At 70.9% G+C, this 21197-nt stretch carries 22 protein-coding genes; 8 read left to right on the top strand and 14 right to left on the bottom strand.

The window, feature by feature from the left end; all coding sequences use genetic code 11:
- Window positions 1-390, bottom strand: a complete 390-nt coding sequence (locus ABEB28_RS01875; protein ID WP_345726158.1) for a RidA family protein — start codon at window positions 388-390, stop codon at window positions 1-3.
- Between the two features lie 63 nt (window positions 391-453).
- On the opposite strand from ABEB28_RS01875, the gene ABEB28_RS01880 reads away from it, so the two are divergent.
- Complete coding sequence (locus ABEB28_RS01880) at window positions 454-1044, top strand: CGNR zinc finger domain-containing protein (RefSeq protein WP_345726159.1); 591 nt, start codon at window positions 454-456, stop codon at window positions 1042-1044.
- A 14-nt stretch (window positions 1045-1058) separates the two neighbouring features.
- On the opposite strand, the gene ABEB28_RS01885 is transcribed toward ABEB28_RS01880, so the two are convergent.
- Window positions 1059-1706, bottom strand: a complete 648-nt coding sequence (locus ABEB28_RS01885) for an acVLRF1 family peptidyl-tRNA hydrolase (protein ID WP_345726160.1) — start codon at window positions 1704-1706, stop codon at window positions 1059-1061.
- 51 nt (window positions 1707-1757) lie between these two features.
- Between ABEB28_RS01885 and ABEB28_RS01890 the strand changes: the two genes are divergently transcribed.
- A complete protein-coding gene (locus ABEB28_RS01890; protein ID WP_345726161.1) occupies window positions 1758-2981 on the top strand; it encodes an MFS transporter in 1224 nt (407 codons plus the stop codon).
- A gap of 288 nt (window positions 2982-3269) precedes the next feature.
- Here ABEB28_RS01890 and ABEB28_RS01895 read toward each other — a convergent pair whose 3' ends face one another.
- The 8 genes from ABEB28_RS01895 to ABEB28_RS01930 all read right to left on the bottom strand — a co-directional run bounded on the left by ABEB28_RS01895 (window position 3270) and on the right by ABEB28_RS01930 (window position 9995).
- Window positions 3270-3623 carry a metal-sulfur cluster assembly factor gene (locus ABEB28_RS01895; protein WP_345726162.1) on the bottom strand — a complete coding sequence of 118 codons (354 nt, stop codon included), beginning with the start codon at window positions 3621-3623 and terminating at the stop codon, window positions 3270-3272.
- The gene (gene sufU, locus ABEB28_RS01900; protein WP_376981558.1) at window positions 3620-4084 is read right to left on the bottom strand and encodes a Fe-S cluster assembly sulfur transfer protein SufU; all 465 of its coding nucleotides are present in this window, start codon (window positions 4082-4084) and stop codon (window positions 3620-3622) included. Before sufU ends, ABEB28_RS01895 begins: the two co-directional genes overlap by 4 nt.
- A 16-nt stretch (window positions 4085-4100) precedes the next feature.
- Window positions 4101-5384 carry a cysteine desulfurase gene (locus tag ABEB28_RS01905; protein WP_345726163.1) on the bottom strand — a complete coding sequence of 428 codons (1284 nt, stop codon included), beginning with the start codon at window positions 5382-5384 and terminating at the stop codon, window positions 4101-4103.
- Window positions 5381-6151 (bottom strand): Fe-S cluster assembly ATPase SufC, encoded by a 771-nt coding sequence (gene sufC / locus ABEB28_RS01910; RefSeq protein ID WP_345726164.1) that lies wholly within the window; start codon window positions 6149-6151, stop codon window positions 5381-5383. The genes ABEB28_RS01905 and sufC overlap by 4 nt, the downstream gene beginning before the upstream one ends.
- Entirely contained in the window at window positions 6148-6477 is a 330-nt protein-coding gene (locus tag ABEB28_RS01915) for a non-heme iron oxygenase ferredoxin subunit (protein ID WP_345726166.1), read from the bottom strand. Before ABEB28_RS01915 ends, sufC begins: the two co-directional genes overlap by 4 nt.
- A complete protein-coding gene (gene sufD / locus ABEB28_RS01920; RefSeq protein WP_345726233.1) occupies window positions 6477-7661 on the bottom strand; it encodes a Fe-S cluster assembly protein SufD in 1185 nt (394 codons plus the stop codon). The genes ABEB28_RS01915 and sufD overlap by 1 nt, the downstream gene beginning before the upstream one ends.
- 124 nt (window positions 7662-7785) lie before the next feature.
- Window positions 7786-9252 carry a Fe-S cluster assembly protein SufB gene (gene sufB / locus ABEB28_RS01925; protein WP_345726167.1) on the bottom strand — a complete coding sequence of 489 codons (1467 nt, stop codon included), beginning with the start codon at window positions 9250-9252 and terminating at the stop codon, window positions 7786-7788.
- The gene (locus ABEB28_RS01930) at window positions 9249-9995 is read right to left on the bottom strand and encodes a helix-turn-helix transcriptional regulator (protein ID WP_376981555.1); all 747 of its coding nucleotides are present in this window, start codon (window positions 9993-9995) and stop codon (window positions 9249-9251) included. Before ABEB28_RS01930 ends, sufB begins: the two co-directional genes overlap by 4 nt.
- Before the next feature lie 245 nt (window positions 9996-10240).
- Between ABEB28_RS01930 and ABEB28_RS01935 the strand changes: the two genes are divergently transcribed.
- Window positions 10241-11107, top strand: a complete 867-nt coding sequence (locus tag ABEB28_RS01935; RefSeq protein WP_345726235.1) for an AAC(3) family N-acetyltransferase — start codon at window positions 10241-10243, stop codon at window positions 11105-11107.
- A 163-nt stretch (window positions 11108-11270) separates the two neighbouring features.
- On the opposite strand, the gene purU is transcribed toward ABEB28_RS01935, so the two are convergent.
- On the bottom strand, window positions 11271-12161 hold the full coding sequence (gene purU / locus ABEB28_RS01940) for a formyltetrahydrofolate deformylase (RefSeq protein WP_345726168.1): 891 nt from the start codon (window positions 12159-12161) through the stop codon (window positions 11271-11273).
- Window positions 12162-12246: 85 nt separating this feature from the next.
- Between purU and ABEB28_RS01945 the strand changes: the two genes are divergently transcribed.
- Both ABEB28_RS01945 and ABEB28_RS01950 read left to right on the top strand, forming a co-directional pair.
- Complete coding sequence (locus ABEB28_RS01945) at window positions 12247-13242, top strand: COX15/CtaA family protein (protein WP_345726169.1); 996 nt, start codon at window positions 12247-12249, stop codon at window positions 13240-13242.
- Between the two features lie 42 nt (window positions 13243-13284).
- On the top strand, window positions 13285-13842 hold the full coding sequence (locus tag ABEB28_RS01950) for a hypothetical protein (protein WP_345726170.1): 558 nt from the start codon (window positions 13285-13287) through the stop codon (window positions 13840-13842).
- Between the two features lie 70 nt (window positions 13843-13912).
- Here ABEB28_RS01950 and ABEB28_RS01955 read toward each other — a convergent pair whose 3' ends face one another.
- Complete coding sequence (locus ABEB28_RS01955; protein WP_345726171.1) at window positions 13913-14848, bottom strand: oxidoreductase; 936 nt, start codon at window positions 14846-14848, stop codon at window positions 13913-13915.
- Between the two features lie 98 nt (window positions 14849-14946).
- On the opposite strand from ABEB28_RS01955, the gene ABEB28_RS01960 reads away from it, so the two are divergent.
- Window positions 14947-15537, top strand: a complete 591-nt coding sequence (locus tag ABEB28_RS01960; protein ID WP_345726172.1) for a TetR family transcriptional regulator — start codon at window positions 14947-14949, stop codon at window positions 15535-15537.
- A 160-nt stretch (window positions 15538-15697) separates the two neighbouring features.
- On the opposite strand, the gene ABEB28_RS01965 is transcribed toward ABEB28_RS01960, so the two are convergent.
- Window positions 15698-16033, bottom strand: coding sequence for a hypothetical protein (locus ABEB28_RS01965; protein ID WP_345726173.1), 336 nt, complete (start codon window positions 16031-16033; stop codon window positions 15698-15700).
- Between the two features lie 102 nt (window positions 16034-16135).
- The gene (locus ABEB28_RS01970) at window positions 16136-17056 is read right to left on the bottom strand and encodes a heme o synthase (protein ID WP_345726174.1); all 921 of its coding nucleotides are present in this window, start codon (window positions 17054-17056) and stop codon (window positions 16136-16138) included.
- A 518-nt stretch (window positions 17057-17574) separates the two neighbouring features.
- Here ABEB28_RS01970 and tkt point away from each other — a divergent pair.
- Both tkt and tal read left to right on the top strand, forming a co-directional pair.
- Window positions 17575-19704 (top strand): transketolase, encoded by a 2130-nt coding sequence (gene tkt / locus ABEB28_RS01975; protein ID WP_345726175.1) that lies wholly within the window; start codon window positions 17575-17577, stop codon window positions 19702-19704.
- A 128-nt stretch (window positions 19705-19832) separates the two neighbouring features.
- Entirely contained in the window at window positions 19833-20942 is a 1110-nt protein-coding gene (gene tal, locus ABEB28_RS01980) for a transaldolase (RefSeq protein ID WP_345726176.1), read from the top strand.
- The last annotated feature ends 255 nt before the right edge of the window (window positions 20943-21197 follow it).

The raw sequence follows: 21197 nt of genomic DNA on the forward strand, positions 1-21197 counted from the left end.
TCAGACGACAGCGACGGCGTCGATCTCGACGAGGAAGCCCGGAGCCAGCGCCGCGACGATCTGGACGGTAATGGCCGGCGGCGGGTCGGCGGGGTTCCAGACCTGCTGGAAGGCCGCCACGCCGTCCTCGATCGGGTGGCCGTCCACCGCGGCGATGCGCCAGTGCACGACGTTCGCCAGGGTGCCGCCCTCGCTCTCCACGATCGTCGCGATGTTCTTGAGCGCCCGCTCGGACTGCTCCCGGAGCGTCGGGCCGACGATCGTGCCGGTCTCGTCGACGCCGTTCTGCCCGCCGATGTAGATCGTTTTCGCCGGCTGCTCGACGACAACGGCCTGGCTGAATGCCGGGCTGCGATGCAGGCCGGCGGGGTTGATGTGTCGTACTCCCATGGCTACCTCCTCGGGCGAGAAACCGGTAATAGCGGTTTCTTCACAACCCGTTATAGTGGTTACATGCAAGCGAGCGCAACCGGTCGTCGACTGCACGACCCCCGAGGTGGGTCGTCGTTCTGGTTCGACGCCGGGGCCGTCTGCTTGGACTTCGCCCACAGCGGGGGCGAGGGACAGTACGCGGTGTTCGAGTCCCTGCACGAGCCCGCCGACCTCGCCGAATGGCTGGCCCGGTCGCCGCTGGACGTGGTCGTGCCAGTAACCCCGCGCGACTTCACCGCGGCCAAGAAGCTGCGCCAGGCCATCTGGGAGACGGCGCAGGCCCAGGCGGCGCGTCAGGCCCTCCCGATCGACGCGGTCACGACGATCAACCGCTTCGCGGCCGTGGCACCGCTGGTACCGCAACTGGCTGCCGACGGCACGGCCGCGGCCTGGGCAGCGCCGGTGCGGACCTCCCAGGTGCTGTCGACGCTGGCACGGGAGATGATCTCGCTGCTGTCCGGGCCTTACGCCGAGCGGATTCGCGTCTGCGCGAGCGACAACTGCCCACTGGTCTTCGTCGACTTGTCGCGCCCCGGCGCCCGACGCTGGTGCTCGATGGAGCGCTGCGGCAACCGTTCCAAGCTCCGGGCCCACCGCGCCCGGCAAGCCTAGGGATCGAGGCAAGCCTAGGGATCGAGGCGGATCCGGACCGCGCGGAACGTGGCCGGGGTCGCCTCCAGGATGTTCCGGCGCGGGTCGGGGACCGTGAGGAAACGCTCGACCGCGCGTTCCCGGAGCGGCGCGAGCGTCGGGGCGGCGAGCGTGGCGTCCACGGCCGCGCGGTCCCCGCCGAGCACCACGGCGTCCAACGACGCGGCCTCGGGGAGCAGGACCCGCGCGGCGGTGGCCGCAGCTGCCTCGGTCAGCTGACGCACCTGACCCTCTCGACGCCGGGCGAACCGCTGCTGCGACCAGCCACCGGCCTTGTTCCGCCCGTGCACTTGGCGGGTGTCGACCTTGGACGTCACCAGCCGGGCGCCCTCGAAGACGCCCGCGGCGTACCCGCCGAGCCGGACGAGCAGCACGCCGACGCGCCGCTCGGCGAGCGCGTGGGCGACCAGCGCGTCGAGTGGGTCGCCCCCACCCACCAGCGGAGGGAACGGCGGATGGCACTCCGCGAGCGCCCCGTCCGCAGCGACCATCGTGACGACGTCCCCGCTGACTTCGGTGCGCGCGGTTCCGTGCCGCTCGGAGAACCCGGCGAGCCACCGCTCGAGCCGCTCCGGCGCCACCTCGACCCAGCGCCCTCCCCCTGCCGCCGGTCGGTTGCCCACCCCGGCAGTTAACCACTTGGACGTCGAGCGCCCGCGGTGTCTCCTGGTCCGGTGGCAGTGGCGGCGTACCGGGTCTTCCTGGGGCTGCAGTTCGCGATGGCCACGGTCACCGGGCTGGTCTACACGACGGTCGTCGTCTACCGGGTGGACGTCGCCGGGCTGAACCCGCTGCAGCTCGTGCTGGTCGGAACCGCGCTCGAGGCGGCCTACTTCGTGTTTCAGCTGCCGACCGGGGTGCTCGCCGACCTGGGCAGCAGCCGGGCCTGCGTGGTGCTCGGAGTCGCGGTCCTCGGCGTCGGGTGCGTGGTCGAGGCACTGCTCCCGACGTTCGCCGGCATCCTGGCGGCGCAGGTGGTCGGAGCGCTGGGGTACGCGCTGGTGAGCGGAGCGCTGCAGGCGTGGGTCGCCGGCGAGGTGGGCACCGCGGGTCTCACCCGGGTGTATCTGCGTGGGTCGCAGGCCGGCCTGGTCGGAACGCTCTGCGGCACCGCGGTGAGCGGCCTGGTCGCCGGAGTGCGGCTGAACGCGCCGCTGCTGGTGGGGGGCGCTGTACTGCTGACGACCGCGGCCGCGCTCGTGGTCGTGATGCCCGAGCGTGGACGGGTGCGCGCGGGCGATTCTGGCGGTGCGGAGCCGGGGGCCGTGGAGACGGTGCGGGCGGCTTGGGGGCTGATCCGGGTCCGGCCCGCGTTCCTGCTGGTGTTCGGCGTCGTGGCGCTCGTCGGAGGGTGGAGCGAGGCGGTCGACCGGCTCTGGGGCGCTCACCTGATCGAGAACTTCCAGCTCCCCGGTCCGGACGCCACGACCTGGTTCAGTGCGCTCGGTGTAGCGGCGACGCTGTTCGGGCTGGGCGTCACCCAGTTCCTCGCCGCACGCGCCGACGACGCGGACACGATGGGGGTGCTGCTCGGCGTCGTCGCGGTGCTGCTGCTGGCGACAGTCGTGTTCGGACTGGTCACGAACGTGTACCTGGCGATCGGTGCCGCCTTGGCGCTGGCCGCGGCCCGGACGGCGTTCGCGCCGGTGCTGAACGCTTGGCTGGTCGAGCGCACCGACCAGTCGGTCCGGGCCACCGTGCTCTCCGCCCGCGACATGTTCGACGCCACCGGTCAGGTCGTCGGCGGCCCGGCGCTCGGCGCGATCGGCACGTGGTGGTCCCTGCGGGCCGCGCTGGTGGCCGGCGCCGTAGCCCTGGCCCCCGCCGCCGCCCTCCTCCTCGTCGCCCGCAACCGCTTGCGCGCGGCGTCCGCGGAGACCGCCTCCGAAGGGCACTGAGAGCGCGAATCCCCGCCACCCGGACGGGCAGCGGGGATTCGCGAGAAACGACCGTCAGACGTTGAAGCCGAGCGCGCGCAGCTGCTCCCGGCCGTCGTCGGTGAAGGTGACGCAGTCGGCCCCCACGGCGCCTCAGACGTTGAAGCCGAGCGCGCGCAGCTGCTCCCGGCCGTCGTCGGTGAAGGTGACGCAGTCGGCCCCCACGGCGCCTCAGACGTTGAAGCCGAGCGCGCGCAGCTGCTCCCGGCCGTCGTCGGTGAAGGTGACGCAGTCGGCCCCCACGGCGCCTCAGACGTTGAAGCCGAGCGCGCGCAGCTGCTCCCGGCCGTCGTCGGTGATCTTGTCCGGCCCCCACGGCGGCATCCAGACCCAGTTGACCCGGAAGTCCTCCACCAGGCCACCGCTGACCAGCGCCGCCCGGGTCTGGTCCTCGATGACGTCGGTCAGCGGACACGCCGCCGAGGTCAGCGTCATGTCCAGCGTGGCGATGTTCGTGTCGTCCACGTGGATCCCGTAGACGAGCCCGAGGTCCACCACGTTGATCCCCAGCTCGGGGTCGACCACGTCGCGCATGGCCTCTTCGACGTCCTCGACCTTCGCGATGTCGAGCGCTGCCCCGCCGGGCGCTGTCGGCTCACTCATGCCGTCGTCCTCTCCGGTGCGGCCACCGCCTGGGCGGTCGCGTCCTTGAAAGCCATCCACGCCAGCAACGCGCACTTCACCCGCGCCGGGTACTTCGCGACGCCGGCGAACGCGATCGCGTCCTCCAGCACCTCCTCGTCCGGCTCGATCTGCCCACGCGACTGCAGCAGCTCGACGAACGTGTCGACGGTGCGGAAAGCCTCCTCCACCGACTGCCCGACCAGCAACTCGTGCAGAACGGACGCGGACGCCTGGCTGATCGAGCACCCGGCACCGTCGTAGGAGACGTCGGCGACGTTGTCGGCGTCCAGGTGCACCCGCAGCGTCACCTCGTCACCGCAGGTCGGGTTGACGTGGTGCACCTGCGCCTCGAACGGGTCGCGCAGACCGCGTCCGTGCGGGTGCTTGTAGTGGTCCAGGATGATCTCCTGGTACATCGCGTCGCCGAACAGGCCGCTCATCAGCACCAACCACCGTTCACCCGAAGAACCTCACCACTTGGTGCAACCCATCGACCAGCGCGTCGATTTCCGCTTCGGTCGTATACAGGTAGAACGAGGCGCGGGTCGTCGCCGGAACCCCGAACCGGACGCAGGTCGGACGGGCACAGTGGTGCCCCACCCGAACCGCGATGCCCAGCTCGTCGAGGTACTGCCCGATGTCGTGCGGGTGAATCGCGCCGAGCGAGAACGAGATCGTCCCGCCGCGCGCCTCGGTCGTGTCCGGTCCGACGATCGTCAGCCCGGGTACCTCGTGCAGGCGCGGCAGCGCGTACTCGACCAGCCGGTGCTCGTGCGCCTGGATGTTCTCCAGGCCCAACTCGGTCAGGTAGCGGACGGCGGCACCGAGCCCGACGGCCTCCGCGATCGGCGGCGTCCCGGCCTCGAACCGGTGCGGCACCTCGGCGAACGTCGAGCCGTCCATCGAGACGGTCTCGATCATCTCGCCACCGCCGAGGAACGGCGGCATCGAGTTGAGCAGGTCCGCCCGGCCCCAGAGCACGCCGATGCCGGTCGGCCCGACCATCTTGTGCGAGGTGAACGCGATGAAGTCGACGCCGAGGTCGGCGACGTTCACCGGCATGTGCGGCACGGACTGGGACGCGTCGAGCATCACCAGCGCGCCGACCTGCCGGGCCCTGGCCACGATCGGCTCGACCGGGTTCTGCGTCCCCAGGATGTTCGACTGGTGGACGTAGGAGACGATCCGCGTCCGCTCGTTGATCAGCGTGTCGATCTCGGACAGGTCGAGCCGGCCGTCGTCGGTGATGCGGAACCACCGCAGAGTCGCGCCGGTGCGCTGACAGAGCAGCTGCCACGGGACGATGTTCGAGTGGTGCTCCATCTCGGAGATCACCACCTCGTCACCGGGGCCGAGCAGCGGGAACTCCGACCCGGCCGGACGCCCCGCCGAGTTGCCCAGCGAGTACGCGACCAGGTTGAGCGCCTCGGACGAGTTCTTCGTGAAGATGACCTCGTTGCGGCTCGGCGCGCCGATCAAGCCGGCCACCGCGTCCCGGGCGGCCTCGTAGGCCAGCGTCGACTCCGAGCCGAGCGTGTGCACGGCGCGAGCGACGTTCGCGTTGTGCCGCGCGAAGTGCTCGCTGATCGCGTCGATGACGACCTGGGGCTTCTGCGAGGTGTTCGCCGAGTCCAGGTAGATCACCGGGACGCCCTCGCCGCCGTCCTCGGTGTGCAGGCGACGCGAGAGGATCGGGAAGTCCTTGCGGATCCTCTCGACGTCGTACGTCGCCAGGCTCATGAGACCGCCCCCGCGGCTGTGATGAACCGCTCGTAGCCCGACTCCTCCAGCTCGTCCGCGAGCTCCGAGCCGCCCTCTTCGACGATCCGGCCACCGACGAACACGTGCACGAAGTCCGGGCGGATGTACCGCAGGATCCGGGTGTAGTGCGTGATCAGCAGCGTGCCGATGTCGCCGTTCGCGCGGGCCCGGTTGACGCCCTCGGAGACGGTCTTCAGCGCGTCGATGTCGAGGCCGGAGTCGGTCTCGTCGAGGATCGCGATCTTCGGCTTGAGCAGCTCGAGCTGGAGGATCTCGTGCCGCTTCTTCTCGCCGCCGGAGAAGCCCTCGTTGACGTTGCGCTCGGCGAACGACTGGTCGACGCCGAGCTGCTCCATCGCGCCCTTGACCTCCTTGACCCAGGTGCGCAGCTTCGGCGCCTCACCCCGGATCGCGGTGGCCGCGGTACGCAGGAAGTTGGAGACCGAGACGCCGGGCACCTCGACCGGGTACTGCATCGCGAGGAACAGGCCGGCGCGCGCCCGCTCGTCCACCGCCATCGCGAGGACGTCCTCGCCGTCGAGCAGCACCGAACCGCTGGTCACCGTGTACTTCGGGTGGCCGGCGATCGAGTAGGCCAGCGTGGACTTACCGGAGCCGTTCGGCCCCATGATCGCGTGCGTCTCCCCCGACTTCACGGTGAGGTCGACCCCGCGCAGGATCGGCTTCGATTCCTCTGAGCCGGTCTGGACGCTGACGTGCAGGTCGCGGATCTCGAGCGTGCTCACTGGGGGAACTCCTGGTTCGTGGTCAGAGATACAAGAACGTCGTCGCCGTCGACCCGCACCGGGTAGACGGGCACCGGCTTGGTCGCCGGTAGGCCGGTCGGTTTGCCCGAGCGCAGGTCGAACCGGGATCCGTGCAGCCAGCACTCGATCGAGCAGTCCTCGACGTCGCCCTCGGAGAGCGGGACGTCGGCGTGCGAGCAGACGTCGCGGATCGCGAAATACTCGCCGTCGGTGTGGATGACCGCCACCGGCTCGCCCTCCACCACCACCGCGAGCGGGGTGTCCGCGTCGAGGTCGGAGACCGCACACACTCGGACGAACGCCATCAGGCGCCTGCCTTGGCCAGCCGCGCGTCGACGGCCTGGGTGATGGACTCGACCAGCTCCGGTTCGCCGATCTTCTGGGTGATCTCGGCGAAGAAGCCGCGAACGACCAGGCGCCGGGCCTCGTCCGCCGGGATGCCCCGGGACTGCAGGTAGAACAGCTGCTCGTCGTCGAATCGACCGGTCGCGCTGGCGTGGCCGGCGCCGACGATCTCGCCGGTCTCGATCTCCAGGTTCGGCACCGAGTCGGCGCGGGCGCCGTCGGTGAGGATGAGGTTCCGGTTGATCTCGTACGTGTCGGTGCCGGTCGCCTCGTCCTGGATCAGCACGTCGCCGACCCAGACGGTGTGGGCGTCGGCACCCTGCAGTGCGCCGCGGTACACGACGTTCGAGCGGCAGTCGGGCACCGAGTGGTCGACGAACAGGCGGTGCTCGAGATGCTGCCCAGAGTCGGCGAAGTAGATGCCGTAGGCGTCGATCTCGCCGCCGCGGCCAGTGAACTCGACCGACGTGTACTGCCGGATCAGGTCACCGCCGAGCGTCACCGCGATGTGGGTGAGCCGACCGTCCCGGCCGAGCTTCACGCGCTGGTGCTGGAGCTGCACCGAGTCGGGCTCCCAGTCGGCCCGGGTGACGACCGTGACGCTCGCGTTGTCGCCGACGACGATCTCGACGTTGTCGGCGAGCGCCACGTTGCCGTGCTGGTCGAGCAGGAACTTCACTTCGGCGTTCGCCCCGACGTCGAGCACCGTGTGGCGGTAGCTCGCGCCACCAGCGTCCCGGCCGGTGACGTCGACGAGCAGCATGCCGTCGACGACGGTGTTCGGCGCGACGCGGACGACGGTTGCCTGCGCGACCTTGCCGTAGGCCTCGGCGGACGGACGGTCGAACGGGACCAGCGCACTGCCGACCCGCGGGTCGTCGGTGCTGACGTGCTCGACGGTGACACCGGCCGGCAGCTCGCCGCCGCCCGTGATTCCGACGCGCTCGGAGAGGGCGTCGGCGGCCGGTTCGGCGCTGCTGTCGTGCAGGCCACGGAGGCGGCCGAGCGGCGTGAACCGCCACTCCTCCTCCCGGCCGGTCAGCCGGGGGAAGTCGGCCACGTCGTAAGAGCGCAGCGCCACGGCCTTGCTGGCCGGCGGCTTGCCGCCGACCGGCCCACCATGGCTGTGCGCTCCGGCGAGCACAGGAGCATCGCTAGACACGTACTGGTTCCTCTTCGACTCGATGTTCATTGGGACCGGTCACCCCGGCACTCTCAGCAACCCTGCGAAAAGACGCCATAGGTCGCCCGGGCGGCCGTCAGGCCGACTAACCGACTGCGCCTTCCATTTGGAGCTCGATCAGCCGGTTCAGCTCCAGCGCGTACTCCATCGGGAGCTCGCGGGCGATCGGCTCGACGAAGCCGCGGACGATCATCGCCATCGCCTCGTCCTCGGTCAGGCCCCGGCTCATCAGGTAGAAGAGCTGGTCGTCGCTGATCTTCGAGACCGTCGCCTCGTGCCCCATCGCCACGTCGTCCTCGCGGACGTCGACGTACGGGTAGGTGTCGGACCGGCTGATCGTGTCGACGAGCAGCGCGTCGCACTTCACCGTCGACTTCGAGCCGACCGCGCCGTCGAGGACCTGGACGAGGCCGCGGTAGGAGGTCCGGCCACCGCCCCGGGCGACCGACTTGCTCACGATGGTCGACGAGGTGTGCGGCGCGGCGTGCACCATCTTGGCGCCGGCGTCCTGGTGCTGGCCCTCGCCCGCGAACGCGATCGAGAGCACCTCACCCTTGGCGTGCTCGCCGGTCATGAAGACCGCCGGGTACTTCATCGTCACCTTGGAGCCGATGTTGCCGTCGATCCACTCCATGGTCGCGCCCTCGTGGCAGACCGCGCGCTTGGTGACCAGGTTGTAGACGTTGTTCGACCAGTTCTGAATGGTCGTGTAACGGCAGCGGGCGTTCTTCTTGACGATGATCTCGACGACCGCGGAGTGCAGCGAGTCCGAGGTGTAGATCGGCGCGGTGCAGCCCTCGACGTAGTGCACGTAGGCGCCCTCGTCGACGATGATCAGCGTCCGCTCGAACTGGCCCATGTTCTCGGTGTTGATCCGGAAGTAGGCCTGCAGCGGGATCTCGACGTGCACGCCCTTCGGCACGTAGATGAACGAGCCACCGGACCAGGTGGCGGTGTTCAGCGCGGCGAACTTGTTGTCACCGACCGGGATCACCGAGCCGAAGTACTCCTTGAAGATGTCCTCGTGCTCGCGCAGCGCGGTGTCGGTGTCCATGAACACCACGCCCTGCTCCTCGAGGTCTTCCCGGATCTTGTGGTAGACGACCTCGGACTCGTACTGAGCCGCGACACCGGAGACCAGCCGCTGCTTCTCCGCCTCGGGGATGCCCAGCTTGTCGTAGGTGTTCTTGATGTCCTCGGGAAGCTCTTCCCAGCTGGTCGCCTGCTTCTCGGTGGAGCGGACGAAGTACTTGATGTTGTCGAAGTCGATGTCACCGAGGTCGGCGCCCCAGTCCGGCATCGGCTTCTTGTGGAACAGCGTCAGGCCACGAAGGCGGCGCCGGAGCATCCACTCGGGCTCGTTCTTCTTGGCCGAGATGTCCCGGACGACCGCTTCGGAGAGCCCACGCTGCGCGGCGGCGCCGGCGACGTCGGAGTCGGCCCAGCCGAACTGATAGTTGCCCAGCGCCGCGATCTGCTCGTCCTGCGTGAGGGGGACCGTCGCGACGGGCGCGCCGGCCTCCGAGCGGTTCTCGGGCGTGATGGCGGTCATGAGGACGTCCTCCCGGGACGGGTGTGGGTCTGGTGGTGCGATGGTGCAGGTATGTGTGTCGTGCACACGCCGTCGCCGTGGGCGATCGTCGCGAGACGTTGGACGTGGCTGCCGAGCAACCGCGAGATCACCGCGGTCTCGGCCTCGCAGAGCTGCGGGAACTCGGCGGCGACCTGTGCGACCGGGCAGTGGTGCTGGCACAGCTGCCCGCCGCCGGCCAGTGCCGACGCGCTGGCAGCGTAGCCCTCGGCCGACAACGCGTCGGCGAGTGCCTCGGCCTTGGCCAGCGGATCGTCGCCCGCGTCGGCCATCGCTGCCCGGCACCGCTCTTCGAGTACCCGGACCCGCTCTTCGGCGAACGTCGTGACGGCGTCCCCGCCGTGCTGACGGGCGAGGAACCGCAGAACTTCGGCGGCCAAGTCGTCGTAGGTGTGCGGGAACGACTGTCGGCCCGCGTCGGTGAGCACGAACTCCTTCGCCGGGCGCCCGCGGCCGCGCGGACCGCGGCCCGGCCGCTCCCGGCTCACCACGCGCCCTTCGGCGAGCATCGCGTCCAGATGGCGGCGCACCGCGGCCGGCGTCAGGCCCAGGCGCTCGCTGAGGTCGGCCGTGGTTGCGGCCCCCTCCTCGAGGAGCAGCCGGGCGACCCGATCACGGGTGCGGACGTCGGCCCCTGGCATCGCCGGACCGGCCGTGGGTGACAGCACCCCGGCAGTCCGCACGAGCGGCTCGACGTTTTTCACAACATCATTGTTGCGGATATCAGCGGGACCGGCCAGCGGCGGTCGTGTGTAGGTGCGAGTGAGCACGATCACCCAGGGTAGCCTTACCTGATTTCGAGACGCCCGAGATTGCTGTGATCTGTGCTCATTGTTGCGCCGTGCCGCTGTGGGGTTTCCACCGCTCCGCGTGGCGGTCGCGGGTTCACCCGGGTGAGCGGCACGATGGGCCGGTGACGCAGCTCCCCGTCGTTTCCTCGGTCTCCGCGATGCCCGCGCCCGCGCCCGCGCGCCACTCCGGTCCGGCCGAGCGCGCCACGACGGCGACCTCGCGNGCGCGCACGCCCGCACCGCGGACGCGGCGGACGCTCGCCGCCGACCTGCGCGCGCTGGGCGTCCGATCGGGTGACGTGCTGCTGGTGCACACCGCGCTCTCCGCGCTGGGCTGGGTCGCCGGGCGCGAGCAGGCGGTGATCCTCGCGCTGCAGGACGCGGTCGGTCCGTCCGGGACCCTGGTCGTACCGACGCAGACCGGAAGCAACTCCGACCCGGCCGAGTGGCAGGCACCGGCGGTACCACCGGACTGGTGGGAGACGATCCGCGCGCAGCTCCCCGGCTTCGACCCGGCACGGACGCCGAGCGACGGCATGGGCTGGCTCCCCGAAACACTGCGCTCCTGGCCGGGCGCGGTCCGCAGCGCCCACCCGCAGACGTCGTTCGCCGCGCTCGGCCCGGCGGCGACGACGCTGCTCGCGCGGCACGACCTCGACTGCCGCTTCGGCGACCGGTCGCCGCTCGCCGCGCTCGCCGCCGCCGGGGCGCGCGTGCTGCTGCTCGGCGCCGGCTACGACGCCTGCACGGCGTTCCACCTCGGCGAAGCGCGGTCGGCCGGCGCACCGCGGGAGCGGCTGGCCTGCGCGGTGCTCGACGAGAACGGCGCGTCCCGGTGGACCAGCTACGTCGACGTGGTGGCCGACGAGCGCGACTTCCCGGCGCTCGGCGCGGCGTGGGAGGCCACCGGGGCGGTCACCCAGGGCGTCGTCGGTTCGGCGCGGACCCGCCTCTTCGACCTGGACGCCGCGGCGCGCTTCGCGTCCGCCTGGATCCCGGTGCACCGCGCCGGCTGGCGCTCTTAGGGCGTGTCCCAAAGGTTCAGGCCGCCGTGGGCGTGGTCCAGGCGGCGGTCCGGCAAGGCGGAGGTTCGTCCGGATGCCGTTCTTGTATCCGGACGGGCCGACAACGCCGCCGGTCGTCGTCTGGGCCTCGCCCACGGTGGGTTGCTGGCCTGTGAAACACGCCCTAACGGAAGACCACCGTGCGGTCGCCGTTGAGGAGGATGCGGTGCTCGACGTGCCAGCGGACCGCGCGGGAGAGCGCCAGGCACTCCACGTCCCGGCCGACCGCGACCATGTCTTCCGGGGCGTCGGTGTGATCGACCCGGGCGACCTCCTGCTCGATGATCGGCCCCTCGTCGAGTGCGGCGGTCACGTAGTGAGCGGTCGCCCCGATGAGCTTGACGCCGCGCGCGTGCGCCTGGTGGTACGGGCGGGCGCCCTTGAAGCTCGGCAGGAACGAGTGATGGATGTTGATCGCACGTCCGGTCAGGTCCCGGCAGAGGTCGTCGGAGAGCACCTGCATGTACCGGGCGAGGACCACCAGGTCGATCTGGTGCTCGTCGACGAGCGCGCGGAGCTTGGCCTCCGCCTCCGGCTTGGTGTCCGGGGTCACCGGCAGGTGGTGGAACGGCACTCCGTGCCAGCGCGCCAGCGCCGCGAAGTCCGGGTGGTTCGACACGATCGCCGGGACGTCGATCTTCAACGCGCCGGTCTCCCGCCGGAACAGCAGGTCGTTCAGGCAGTGTCCGAGCTTGCTGACCAGGATCAGCACTCGCGGCCGGACGGCCAGGTCGTGCACCTCCCAGTCCATGCCGAACTCGGTCGCCACCGGAGCGAACTGCTCACGCAGCTCCGGGGCGCCGCGGCCGGGCGGGCCGGAGATGTGGACGCGCATGAAGAACCGGCCGGTGAACGGGTCCCCGAACTGCTGGCTCTCCAGGATGTTGCAGCCCGCGCCGGCGAGCTGCCCGGCGACCGCGTGGACGATGCCGGACCGGTCGGCGCAGGAGAGCGTGAGGACGAACTGCGGCTGAGGGCTCGCCGCCAGCCGGCCGGTGAAGGACGATTCGGACACGCCGTGGAGGCTACCCGTCGATCGGGTCCGGGCTGGTCCGGGAGGCCTCCGGAGCAGAACGTCTACGGCGCATAGAATGCCCGCCATGAGTACCGCGACCGCCGACGCCGCCGGCTCCGCGACCGCGCCCGCCCCTCCCCCGCGGCGGGGTCCGAGCTGGCTGGAGGCCCTCCGGGATGCGCCCCGGCTGGTGCGGTGGCTCGCGTTCGCGACGATCGTCGGCAACGCCGTGGTCGTGCTGACCGGCGTCGCGGTGCGGCTGTCCGACTCGGGCCTGGGATGTCCGACGTGGCCCAAGTGCACCGACGACAGCTACACGAACACCCCCGAGTACGGGATCCACGGGTACATCGAGTTCGGCAACCGCCTACTGACGATCGTCCTCTCGGCGATCGTCGGCGCGGCGATCATCGTGGTCCTGCTCCAGCGGGTCCGCCGCCGGTCGCTGATCTGGCTGGCGCTGGCCCAGTTCGGCGGCATCGTGGCCCAGGCGGTGGTCGGCGGCATCACGGTGCTGACCGGCCTCAACCCCTGGACGGTGTCGGCCCACTTCCTGGTCTCGATGGGCCTGATCTACGCCGGCTACGTTTTCTGGCACCGCACCGGCGAGGGCGACGGCCCGCGGGAGTGGCGGGTCTCGGTGCCGCTGCGCTGGGTCGCGCGCGGGATCGTGCTGGCCGCCGCCGCGACGATCGTCATCGGCACCGTCGTGACCGGCAGCGGACCGCACTCCGGGGACGGCGACGCGCCGCGGACCGGGTTCGACCCGGCCCTGGTCAGCCAGTTGCACGCGGACGCCGTCTTCCTGCTGATCGGGCTGACGATCGGCGGCATGCTGGCGTTGCGGGCGCACCCCGAGGTCCGGCGGGCGGTCACCGTGCTGCTCGTGATCGAGTTGCTCCAGGGCGTCATCGGCTATGTGCAGTACTTCACCCAGCTGCCGGTCCTGCTCGTCGCCCTGCACGTCCTCGGCGCGGCGGTGCTCTGGGTCGCGGCGGTGCACGTGCTGTTCTCGATCCGGGTACGGCCCGTGGTGGCCTCCTCCACGGCGACGCAACCCGCGGTACCCCAGCCGGCCTGACCCGACGCGCCACTCCCGACCCCGAGGGGCCAGGATGGAGCGGTGAGCTTACGCACGGAACACGGTGGTCGGGGTCGCGGGATCGCTGCGGCGATCGAGGGCCTCTTCGGTCTGACCTGGTTCGCCTGGGCGAACGCCGAAGCACCGGGGTGGCTGTCCCCGGTCTTGCTCGTCGGATCCGTTCTGGCGCTCGTCGTGCTCGTGGCGGGTGTCGTGCTCGCGGTGCGCAGCCCGGCAGGCTCGACGCCGATGGCCGACCCGGCGATCCGGCGGCGGTACAACCTCGTCGTCGCGATCGAGTTCGCGGTGATCTTCCTCGGCGCGGCGCTACTCGGCCGGTTCGCGCCGGACTTCGTGGCCGCGTGGATCGCACTCGTCGTCGGGGTGCACTTCGTGCCGCTCGGACGGTACTTCGGCGAACGGCTGCTGGAGGTGGCCGGCTGGGTGATCACCGCGGTGGCGGTGGCCGCCGGAGTCGTCGCGCTCACCACCGACGCGAACAGCAGCACGGTCGCCGGGGTCGGCACCGGGCTGACGCTCCTGGTCGCCGGCGCTTTGGCGCTGCTCGGTATCCGCCTGTTCGGGACCGCGCGGGTCTGACGCCTGGCTACGCCCACCGGGACGCCGGTCGCGATCCGCTCCGACCGCGGGCAGGACGGCCTGGCGCGGGTCAGACCGTCAGCGGGATCGTCACCTCGGTGAGCCGCTCGGACTCTTCCCACAGACGACGCGCGGCGGCCTGGTCCCGGCCGGTGGCCGTGTACTTCGCGCGGACCGGGTGGCCCCGGAGCTCTCCCGGGCCGCTCGGGCCGTAGTACTCCCCGCCCTGGACGGCCGGGTCGGTCGCGGCTCGCAGCGACGGCAATGCGCCCATCGCGTCGGACTGGCCGAGGACCGTCGTCGCGGCCGCCATCACCCGAGCGACGATCGTGACGCCGTCGGCCTGCGGGCCGGTGGTCTGGAGGTTCGTCGCGGTGTAGCCGGGGTGGGCGCCGACGCTGATCGTCGGAGCGCCCGCCGCGCGCAGCCGACGGTCGAGCTCGAGCGTGAACCAGGCGTTGGCGAGCTTGGAGAAGCTGTACGCGGCCGCAGGCGAGTATGCGCGCTCGCTCTGCGGGTCGTCGAGCTGGGAGGCCTTCCCGCGCTTGTGCATGATGCTGCTCACGGTCACGACGCGGGAGCCCGGCCGGTCGAGCAGGCGCGGCAGCAGCAGGCCGGTGAGCGCGAAGTGGCCCAGGTGGTTGGTGCCGAACTGCATCTCGAAGCCCTGCGCGGTCGTGCGCCGGGTCGGGAGCGTCATGATGCCCGCGTTGTTGACCAGCAGGTCCACCAGGCCGGTCGTCGCCGCGGCGAACGCGCGGACCGAGTCGAGGTCGGCCAGGTCGAGTGAGCGCACCTCGACGCGGTCGGCCGCGTCCGGCACCGCAGCCTTCAGACGCCGCACCGCGTCCGCGCCCTTCTCCGCGTTCCGGCAGGCCAGCACGACGGACGCTCCGGCACGGGCCAGCGCCTCGGCCGTGCGGTAGCCGAGGCCGCTGTTCGCACCGGTCACGATCGCGGTTCGGCCGTCCTGGGCCGGGATGTCGGCGGTGGTCCAGCGAGCCATGAGGTCTCCTCGGGTCCGGACGTCGGTGCCCGCAGTATGGCACCAAGAGCCAGAGTGGCACTAGGTGCCAAACTGGCATCGGGTCTACTCTGGCTCGGGTGAGGAACCACCGAGCACCGTTGCGGGAGCGGACCAGGGCCGCGATCCGGGATCAGCTCGCGGACACCGCGCTGACGCTGTTCGTGGCGCGCGGGTTCGACCGGGTGACGATCGACGACCTGGTCGCGGCCACCGGGGTCTCGCGGCGGAGCTTCTTCCGCTACTTCGCGAGCAAGGAAGACATCGTGCTCGGGTTCATGACCGACCTGGCGGAGTCACTCGTGCACGCGCTGGCCGAGCGGCCGGCGGACGAGGGTGTGTGGGAGTCGCTGCGCCGCGCCTGCGATCCGGCGGTCGCCCGGTACGCGCACGACGCCGAGCGCATGCTGGCGCTGTTCGGGCTGTTCGAGCAGACCCCGTCGCTGCGGGCCAGGCACGCGGAGAAGCACCTGCACTGCCACGCGGGGCTCACCGGTGAGCTGGCCGGGCGACTGGGGGTGGATCCCGCGGAGGACCTGCGCCCGGCGGTCTGGGCGGGGAGTGCGCTGGCGGCGCTGCAGGCCGCCCTCGACGCCTGGGCCGCCCACCCCCAGCGCCCCATCGAGGCCCTCCTCGACGAGGCGTTCGCCGCCCTCCCCCGCGCCGCCTGATTCCACCGCCTCCACACGGGGCGCGGCGGGTTTCCGAAAAACCACGCGCCACCCGGCCGACCCGGCGCAGCGTGGCTTTCGCGCGGCACCGATTTCCCGAAAGCCAAGTGCCGGCGCGGGTGCCGTTCGCGCGGGCGCCCACCAGCACTAGCCCCTGGTACTAGCGGGTGCCGCCGCCTCGAGCGGCTGACCCGCCCATGTAGTTCCACTCGTACGAGTCCGTCTTGATGCCGGTCACGAGGTCGCGCTCCCACTCGTCCTTCACCGGGATCTCGGCCTCGGCGCACGCCGTGGTCGCCGCCTCGACGCCCCCGGCGACGACCTGGTCGCCCCAGCGCCCGTCGCCCCCGACGAGGACGATCCGCGCGCCCTTCTGCCCGATGTACTCCACCACCGCGGTCGCACCGTCGTGCGCCTTCGCGAAGCTCCGCAGCCGCTTCACGATCGGCCCAACTTTGGGCTTCGGGGTGGTCTGCTCTTCCACGGTCTCGGCCATGCGCACACGTTACCGGTCGGTAGCCCAGCACGCGCGCGACTGCGACCAGCACCACGCCCGTGTCGAACCGGCCGTGTCGAACCCGCGGCGGGCGGGCACCCGTTACGAGATCAGGGCGTCTACGGCGACGGCGAGGAACAACAACGTGAGGTACGTGATCGAGAGGTGGAACAGCCGCATCGGCTTGACCTTGAGCTCCCGCCGGACCTGCCGGTTGAGCCGGTGCGCCTCGACCAGGAACCACCCACCGAGCACCAGCGCGGTGAGCCCGTAGATCCACCCGGTGGCCAGCGGCCAGAGCAGCAGCGAGCAGACCACCATCGCCCACGAGTACGCCAGGATCTGACCGGTGACGACCCTCGGCGCCGCCACCACGGGCAGCATCGGGACGCCGGCCTTCGCGTAGTCGGCGCGGAACTTCATCGCCAGCGGCCAGTAGTGCGGCGGCGTCCAGAAGAAGATGACGCCGAACAGCACCAGCGGAGCCCAGCTCAGCGAACCGGTGACCGCGGCCCAGCCGATCAGCACCGGCATGCAGCCGGCCGCGCCGCCCCAGACGATGTTCTGGCTGGTGCGCCGCTTGAGCACCGCGGTGTAGACGAGCACGTAGAACAGGATCGCCGCGAGGGCGAGACCCGCGGCCAGCGCGTTCGTCTGCCACCAGAGGAACGCCACCGCGATCACACCGAGCGTGATGCCGAAGATCAGCGCGCTACGCGGCGCCACGGTGTGCTGCGCCAGCGGACGGCGCTTCGTCCGGGACATCTTCTCGTCGATGTCCCGGTCGATGTAGCAGTTGAGCGCGTTCGCACTGCCCGCGGCGAGCGTGCCGCCGAGGACGGTCGCCACGATCAGCCAGAGCGAGGGCATGCCCTGCTCGGCGAGCAGCATGGTCGGAACCGTGGAGACCAGCAGCGTCTCGATGATGCGCGGCTTGGTCAGCGCGACGTAGGCCTTGACGACGCCGAGAGGGCTGAGGCGCGACGGTGCCGGAGGGGTCGGCGTCTCGAGCTGAGCAGTCATGCCGGCTCCGCCACCAGAAGTGCTTCGCAACTGGGCTTGCCGGACCTCGCGCAAGCGCTCGGTAGTGCCCGAACCAGCCCGGGGCGACCGAGCCGCGGACACGGGATGCGGGGGGTCACAGCAGACCGTCCACCTTCCGATCGTTCCGACCGTGCTCCGCCGGGCCGTTACGGCGGCTCCACCGGACACCTGTCGGGCACTTGAAAACCCCGATGCGACGGCGCTTTCAAACCTGCGACGCGACGCTGACGGCGCGCCTGGGTCATGGTAGACCGCCACCAATCGTCTACACGCTGTGGGTGGGTGGGACGCGCCGGAATCGCGCCACCCGCGGAGCCCGAAACAGTGTTGTGGGACGCGAACGGGCGTTCCGCACCGGACTGACATTCACGCGACACCAGCCGGAGACGCGTCGTTACTCACTGGGTGGGTAGGGTTTTCCAAGGAGCCGGTCGCGGAACTCCCCCGGCCGGAACGGCATTCCGTCCTGAAGAAGGACACGGACGAGGGACAAGCCTGTGAGCAGCTCGGAGAACGACGCAGTACTCGACTGGAACGATCAGGACGCCCGTGCGGTCGACACCGCCCGCGTCCTGGCCGCCGATGCCGTCGAAAAGTCGGGCAACGGCCACCCGGGCACCGCGATGAGCCTGGCCCCCCTGGCCTACCTGTTGTTCAACAAGGTGCTCAAGCACGACCCGACCGACCCCAACTGGACCGGCCGCGACCGCTTCGTTCTGTCGGCTGGGCACTCCAGTCTGACGCTCTACATCCAGCTCTTCCTCTCCGGCTACCCGCTGAGCCTGGAAGACCTGCAGTCGCTGCGGCAGTGGGGCAGCCAGACCCCGGGTCACCCGGAGCACGGCCACACCCCGGGTGTCGAGACCACGACCGGACCGCTCGGCCAGGGCGTCGGCAACGCAGTCGGCATGGCGATGGCCGCCCGTCGCGAACGCGGGCTGTTCGACCCGGACGCCCCGGCCGGCCAGAGCCCGTTCGACCACCACATCTGGGCGATCGCGTCCGACGGTGACCTGGAGGAGGGGATCAGCGGTGAGGCCTCCTCGATCGCCGGTCACCAGCAGCTGGGCAACCTGACGCTGATTTACGACGACAACAAGATCTCGATCGAGGACGACACCAACGTCGCCTTCTCCGAGGACGTCGCCAAGCGGTACGAGGCCTACGGCTGGCACGTACAGACGGTCGACTGGACCGCGGGCGAGAAGTACTCCGAGAACATCCAGGCGCTCTGGGACGCGCTGCAGGCGACCAAGGCCGAGACGAACCGGCCGTCGTTCATCCAGCTGAGCACGATCATCGGCTGGCCCGCGCCGAAGCTGCAGGGCACCGGCAAGGCGCACGGCGCCGCGCTGGGCGAGGCCGAGGTCAAGGCCACCAAGGAGATCCTCGGCTTCGACCCGGACAAGACGTTCCAGGTGGATCCGGACACCCTGGACCGGGCCCGCCAGGTCCGTGACCGCGGCCGGGCCGCGCACGAGGCCTGGGACACCGAGTTCGCGAAGTGGGCCGAGGCCAACCCGGAGCGCAAGGCGCTGTTCGACCGGATGGCGACCCGCACGCTGCCCGAGGGTTGGTCCGAGAAGCTCCCGACGTTCCCGGCCGATCCGAAGGGCGTCGCGACCCGGAAGGCGTCCGGCGAGGTGCTGACCGCGATCGCGCCGGCGCTGCCGGAGCTGTGGGGCGGCTCGGCCGACCTCGCCGAGTCCAACCTGACCACGCCGAAGGGCGAGCCGTCGTTCGTGCCGGCCGACCGCCAGACCAAGATGTTCAGCGGTGGCCCGTACGGCCGGGTGCTCCACTTCGGCATCCGCGAGCACGCGATGGGCTCGATCCTCAACGGCATCGCGCTGCACGGCGGTACCCGTCCGTACGGCGGCACGTTCCTGGTGTTCAGCGACTACATGCGGCCGGCGGTCCGGCTCGCGGCGCTGATGAAGCTGCCGACGATCTACGTCTGGACGCACGACTCGATCGGCCTCGGCGAGGACGGTCCCACGCACCAGCCGATCGAGCACCTCACCGCGCTGCGGGCGATCCCCGGCCTGGACGTCGTCCGCCCGGCGGACGCGAACGAGACCGTGGTCGCGTGGAAGCAGGCGCTGGAGCACACCGACCGGCCGACCGCGCTGGCGCTGTCCCGGCAGAACCTCCCCACGTTCGACCGGGAGAGCGGTGAGTACGCGCCGGTCGAGAACGCGGCGAAGGGCGCCTACATCCTGGCCGAGGCCAGCGGTGGCAACCCGGAGGTGATCCTGCTGGCCACCGGCTCGGAGGTCGCGCTCGCCGACGTCGCTCGCAAGCGGCTGGAGGAGAACGGAACGCCGACCCGGCTGGTCTCGGTGCCGTGCTTCGAGTGGTTCGAGGAGCAGGACGCGTCCTACCGCGAGCAGGTTATCCCCAAGGGCGTCAAGGCGCGGGTGAGCGTCGAGGCGGGCATCGCGATGCCGTGGCGCAGCCTGATCGGCGACGCCGGCGAGTCCGTCTCGATCGAGCACTTCGGCGCGAGCGCCCCCTACACGGTGCTCTACGAGCAGTTCGGCTTCACGCCCGACCGCATCGTCGCGGCCGCGCACGCCAGCCTCACCAGGGTCGGCAACATCACCGGCAGCGCGACCGGCAACTGACCACGAAGCCCCGGGGCCCACACGGGCCCCGGGGCGCCGGTGCGTCCGGGATCCGGTGCACCGAGTTCGAGCGGGCCGGGCGGAATCCCCGGCTCACGAGCCGATTTCGACAGAAAGGGACGCCCATCATGTCCGACGCACTTGCCGAACTGTCCGCCGCAGGCGTGGCGGTCTGGCTCGACGACATCTCCCGCCAGCGCCTGAACAGCGGCAACCTCGCTCAGCTCGTCAAGGAGAAGCACGTCGTCGGGGTGACGAGCAACCCGACGATCTTCGCCAAGGCGCTCGGGGACGTCGACACCTACGCGGAGACGCTGACCGACCTGAAGGCCCGGAAGGTCTCGGTCGACGAGGCGATCCGGATGGTCACCGCCACCGACATCCGGGACGGCTGCGACCTGCTCCGCCCGGTCTACGACCGCACCGACGGCGTCGACGGCCGGCTCTCGCTGGAGGTCGACCCGCGGCTCGCGAACGACACCGAGGCCACCATCGCCGAGGCCAAGGCCCTCTGGTGGCTGGTCGACCGGCCGAACCTCTACATCAAGATCCCCGCGACGAAGGCCGGCCTGCCCGCGATCACCGCGGCGCTCGCCGAGGGCGTCAGCGTCAACGTGACGCTGATCTTCAGCCTCGAGCGGTACGGCGAGGTCATGGAGGCCTACCTGGCCGGTCTGGAGAAGGCCAAGGCCAACGGGCGCGACCTGTCGCGGCTGTCCTCGGTCGCGTCGTTCTTCGTCTCCCGGGTCGACAGCGAGATCGACAAGCGGCTGGACAAGCTCGGCTCGGACGAGGCCAAGGCGCTGCGCGGCAAGGCGGCGATCGCCAACGCCCGGCTCGCCTACCGCGACTACGAGAAGGTCTTCTCGGGCGAGCGGTGGCAGACCCTCGCCGACGCCGGCGCGAAGCCGCAGCGTCCGCTCTGGGCCTCGACCGGCGTCAAGGACCCGGCGTACGACGACACCCAGTACGTCGTCGAGCTGGTCGCTCCGGGCACCGTGAACACGATGCCGGAGGCCACGCTCAAGGCCGTCGACGACCACGGTGTGGTGCGCGGCGACACGGTCACCCCGTACTACGCCGAGGCGCAGGCGACGCTCGACGCGCTGGCCGGCATCGGGATCGACTACGACGACGTCGTCGACCTGCTGGAGCGCGAGGGCGTCGAGAAGTTCGAGCAGTCCTGGACCGAGCTGCTCGACTCGGTGAAGAAGCAGCTCTCCGCGGTCGATGCCTGATTCCAGGAGGCCCACCGTCGACGGTGGGCCGACCGTCACCNGACGGCGCTGCGGGCGCCGTCGGCACGGTGACGGCCGCCGCGGCGGACCCTTCCGAGAACGCCCCCTCGCCTCTCCGCACGCCGGTCCTCCCCCGGGCGGCTCGGGCCGCCCGCGATCTCCGCACGCTCGGCGGCCACGTCGGCAGTGGCCGCCCGATCGTTCGGCTTCACCTCACCGACCGGGCCGCCGGCCTGGCCCAGCTTCTCGAGGCGG

The organism is Cryptosporangium minutisporangium (assembly GCF_039536245.1).
GTDB lineage: Bacteria > Actinomycetota > Actinomycetes > Mycobacteriales > Cryptosporangiaceae > Cryptosporangium > Cryptosporangium minutisporangium.

Excerpts from the sequence above, each read along its gene's own strand:
- sufB (WP_345726167.1), bottom strand. The coding sequence starts at position 9,252 with ATGACCGCCATCACGCCCGAGAACCGCTCGGAGGCCGGCGCGCCCGTC.
- ABEB28_RS01880 (WP_345726159.1), top strand. The coding sequence starts at position 454 with ATGCAAGCGAGCGCAACCGGTCGTCGACTGCACGACCCCCGAGGTGGG.
- ABEB28_RS01915 (WP_345726166.1), bottom strand. The coding sequence starts at position 6,477 with ATGGCGTTCGTCCGAGTGTGTGCGGTCTCCGACCTCGACGCGGACACC.
- ABEB28_RS01970 (WP_345726174.1), bottom strand. The coding sequence starts at position 17,056 with ATGACTGCTCAGCTCGAGACGCCGACCCCTCCGGCACCGTCGCGCCTC.
- ABEB28_RS01965 (WP_345726173.1), bottom strand. The coding sequence starts at position 16,033 with ATGGCCGAGACCGTGGAAGAGCAGACCACCCCGAAGCCCAAAGTTGGG.
- tal (WP_345726176.1), top strand. The coding sequence starts at position 19,833 with ATGTCCGACGCACTTGCCGAACTGTCCGCCGCAGGCGTGGCGGTCTGG.
- ABEB28_RS01905 (WP_345726163.1), bottom strand. The coding sequence starts at position 5,384 with ATGAGCCTGGCGACGTACGACGTCGAGAGGATCCGCAAGGACTTCCCG.
- ABEB28_RS01895 (WP_345726162.1), bottom strand. The coding sequence starts at position 3,623 with ATGAGTGAGCCGACAGCGCCCGGCGGGGCAGCGCTCGACATCGCGAAG.
- sufU (WP_376981558.1), bottom strand. The coding sequence starts at position 4,084 with ATGAGCGGCCTGTTCGGCGACGCGATGTACCAGGAGATCATCCTGGAC.
- ABEB28_RS01875 (WP_345726158.1), bottom strand. The coding sequence starts at position 390 with ATGGGAGTACGACACATCAACCCCGCCGGCCTGCATCGCAGCCCGGCA.
- ABEB28_RS01945 (WP_345726169.1), top strand. The coding sequence starts at position 12,247 with ATGAGTACCGCGACCGCCGACGCCGCCGGCTCCGCGACCGCGCCCGCC.
- ABEB28_RS01955 (WP_345726171.1), bottom strand. The coding sequence starts at position 14,848 with ATGGCTCGCTGGACCACCGCCGACATCCCGGCCCAGGACGGCCGAACC.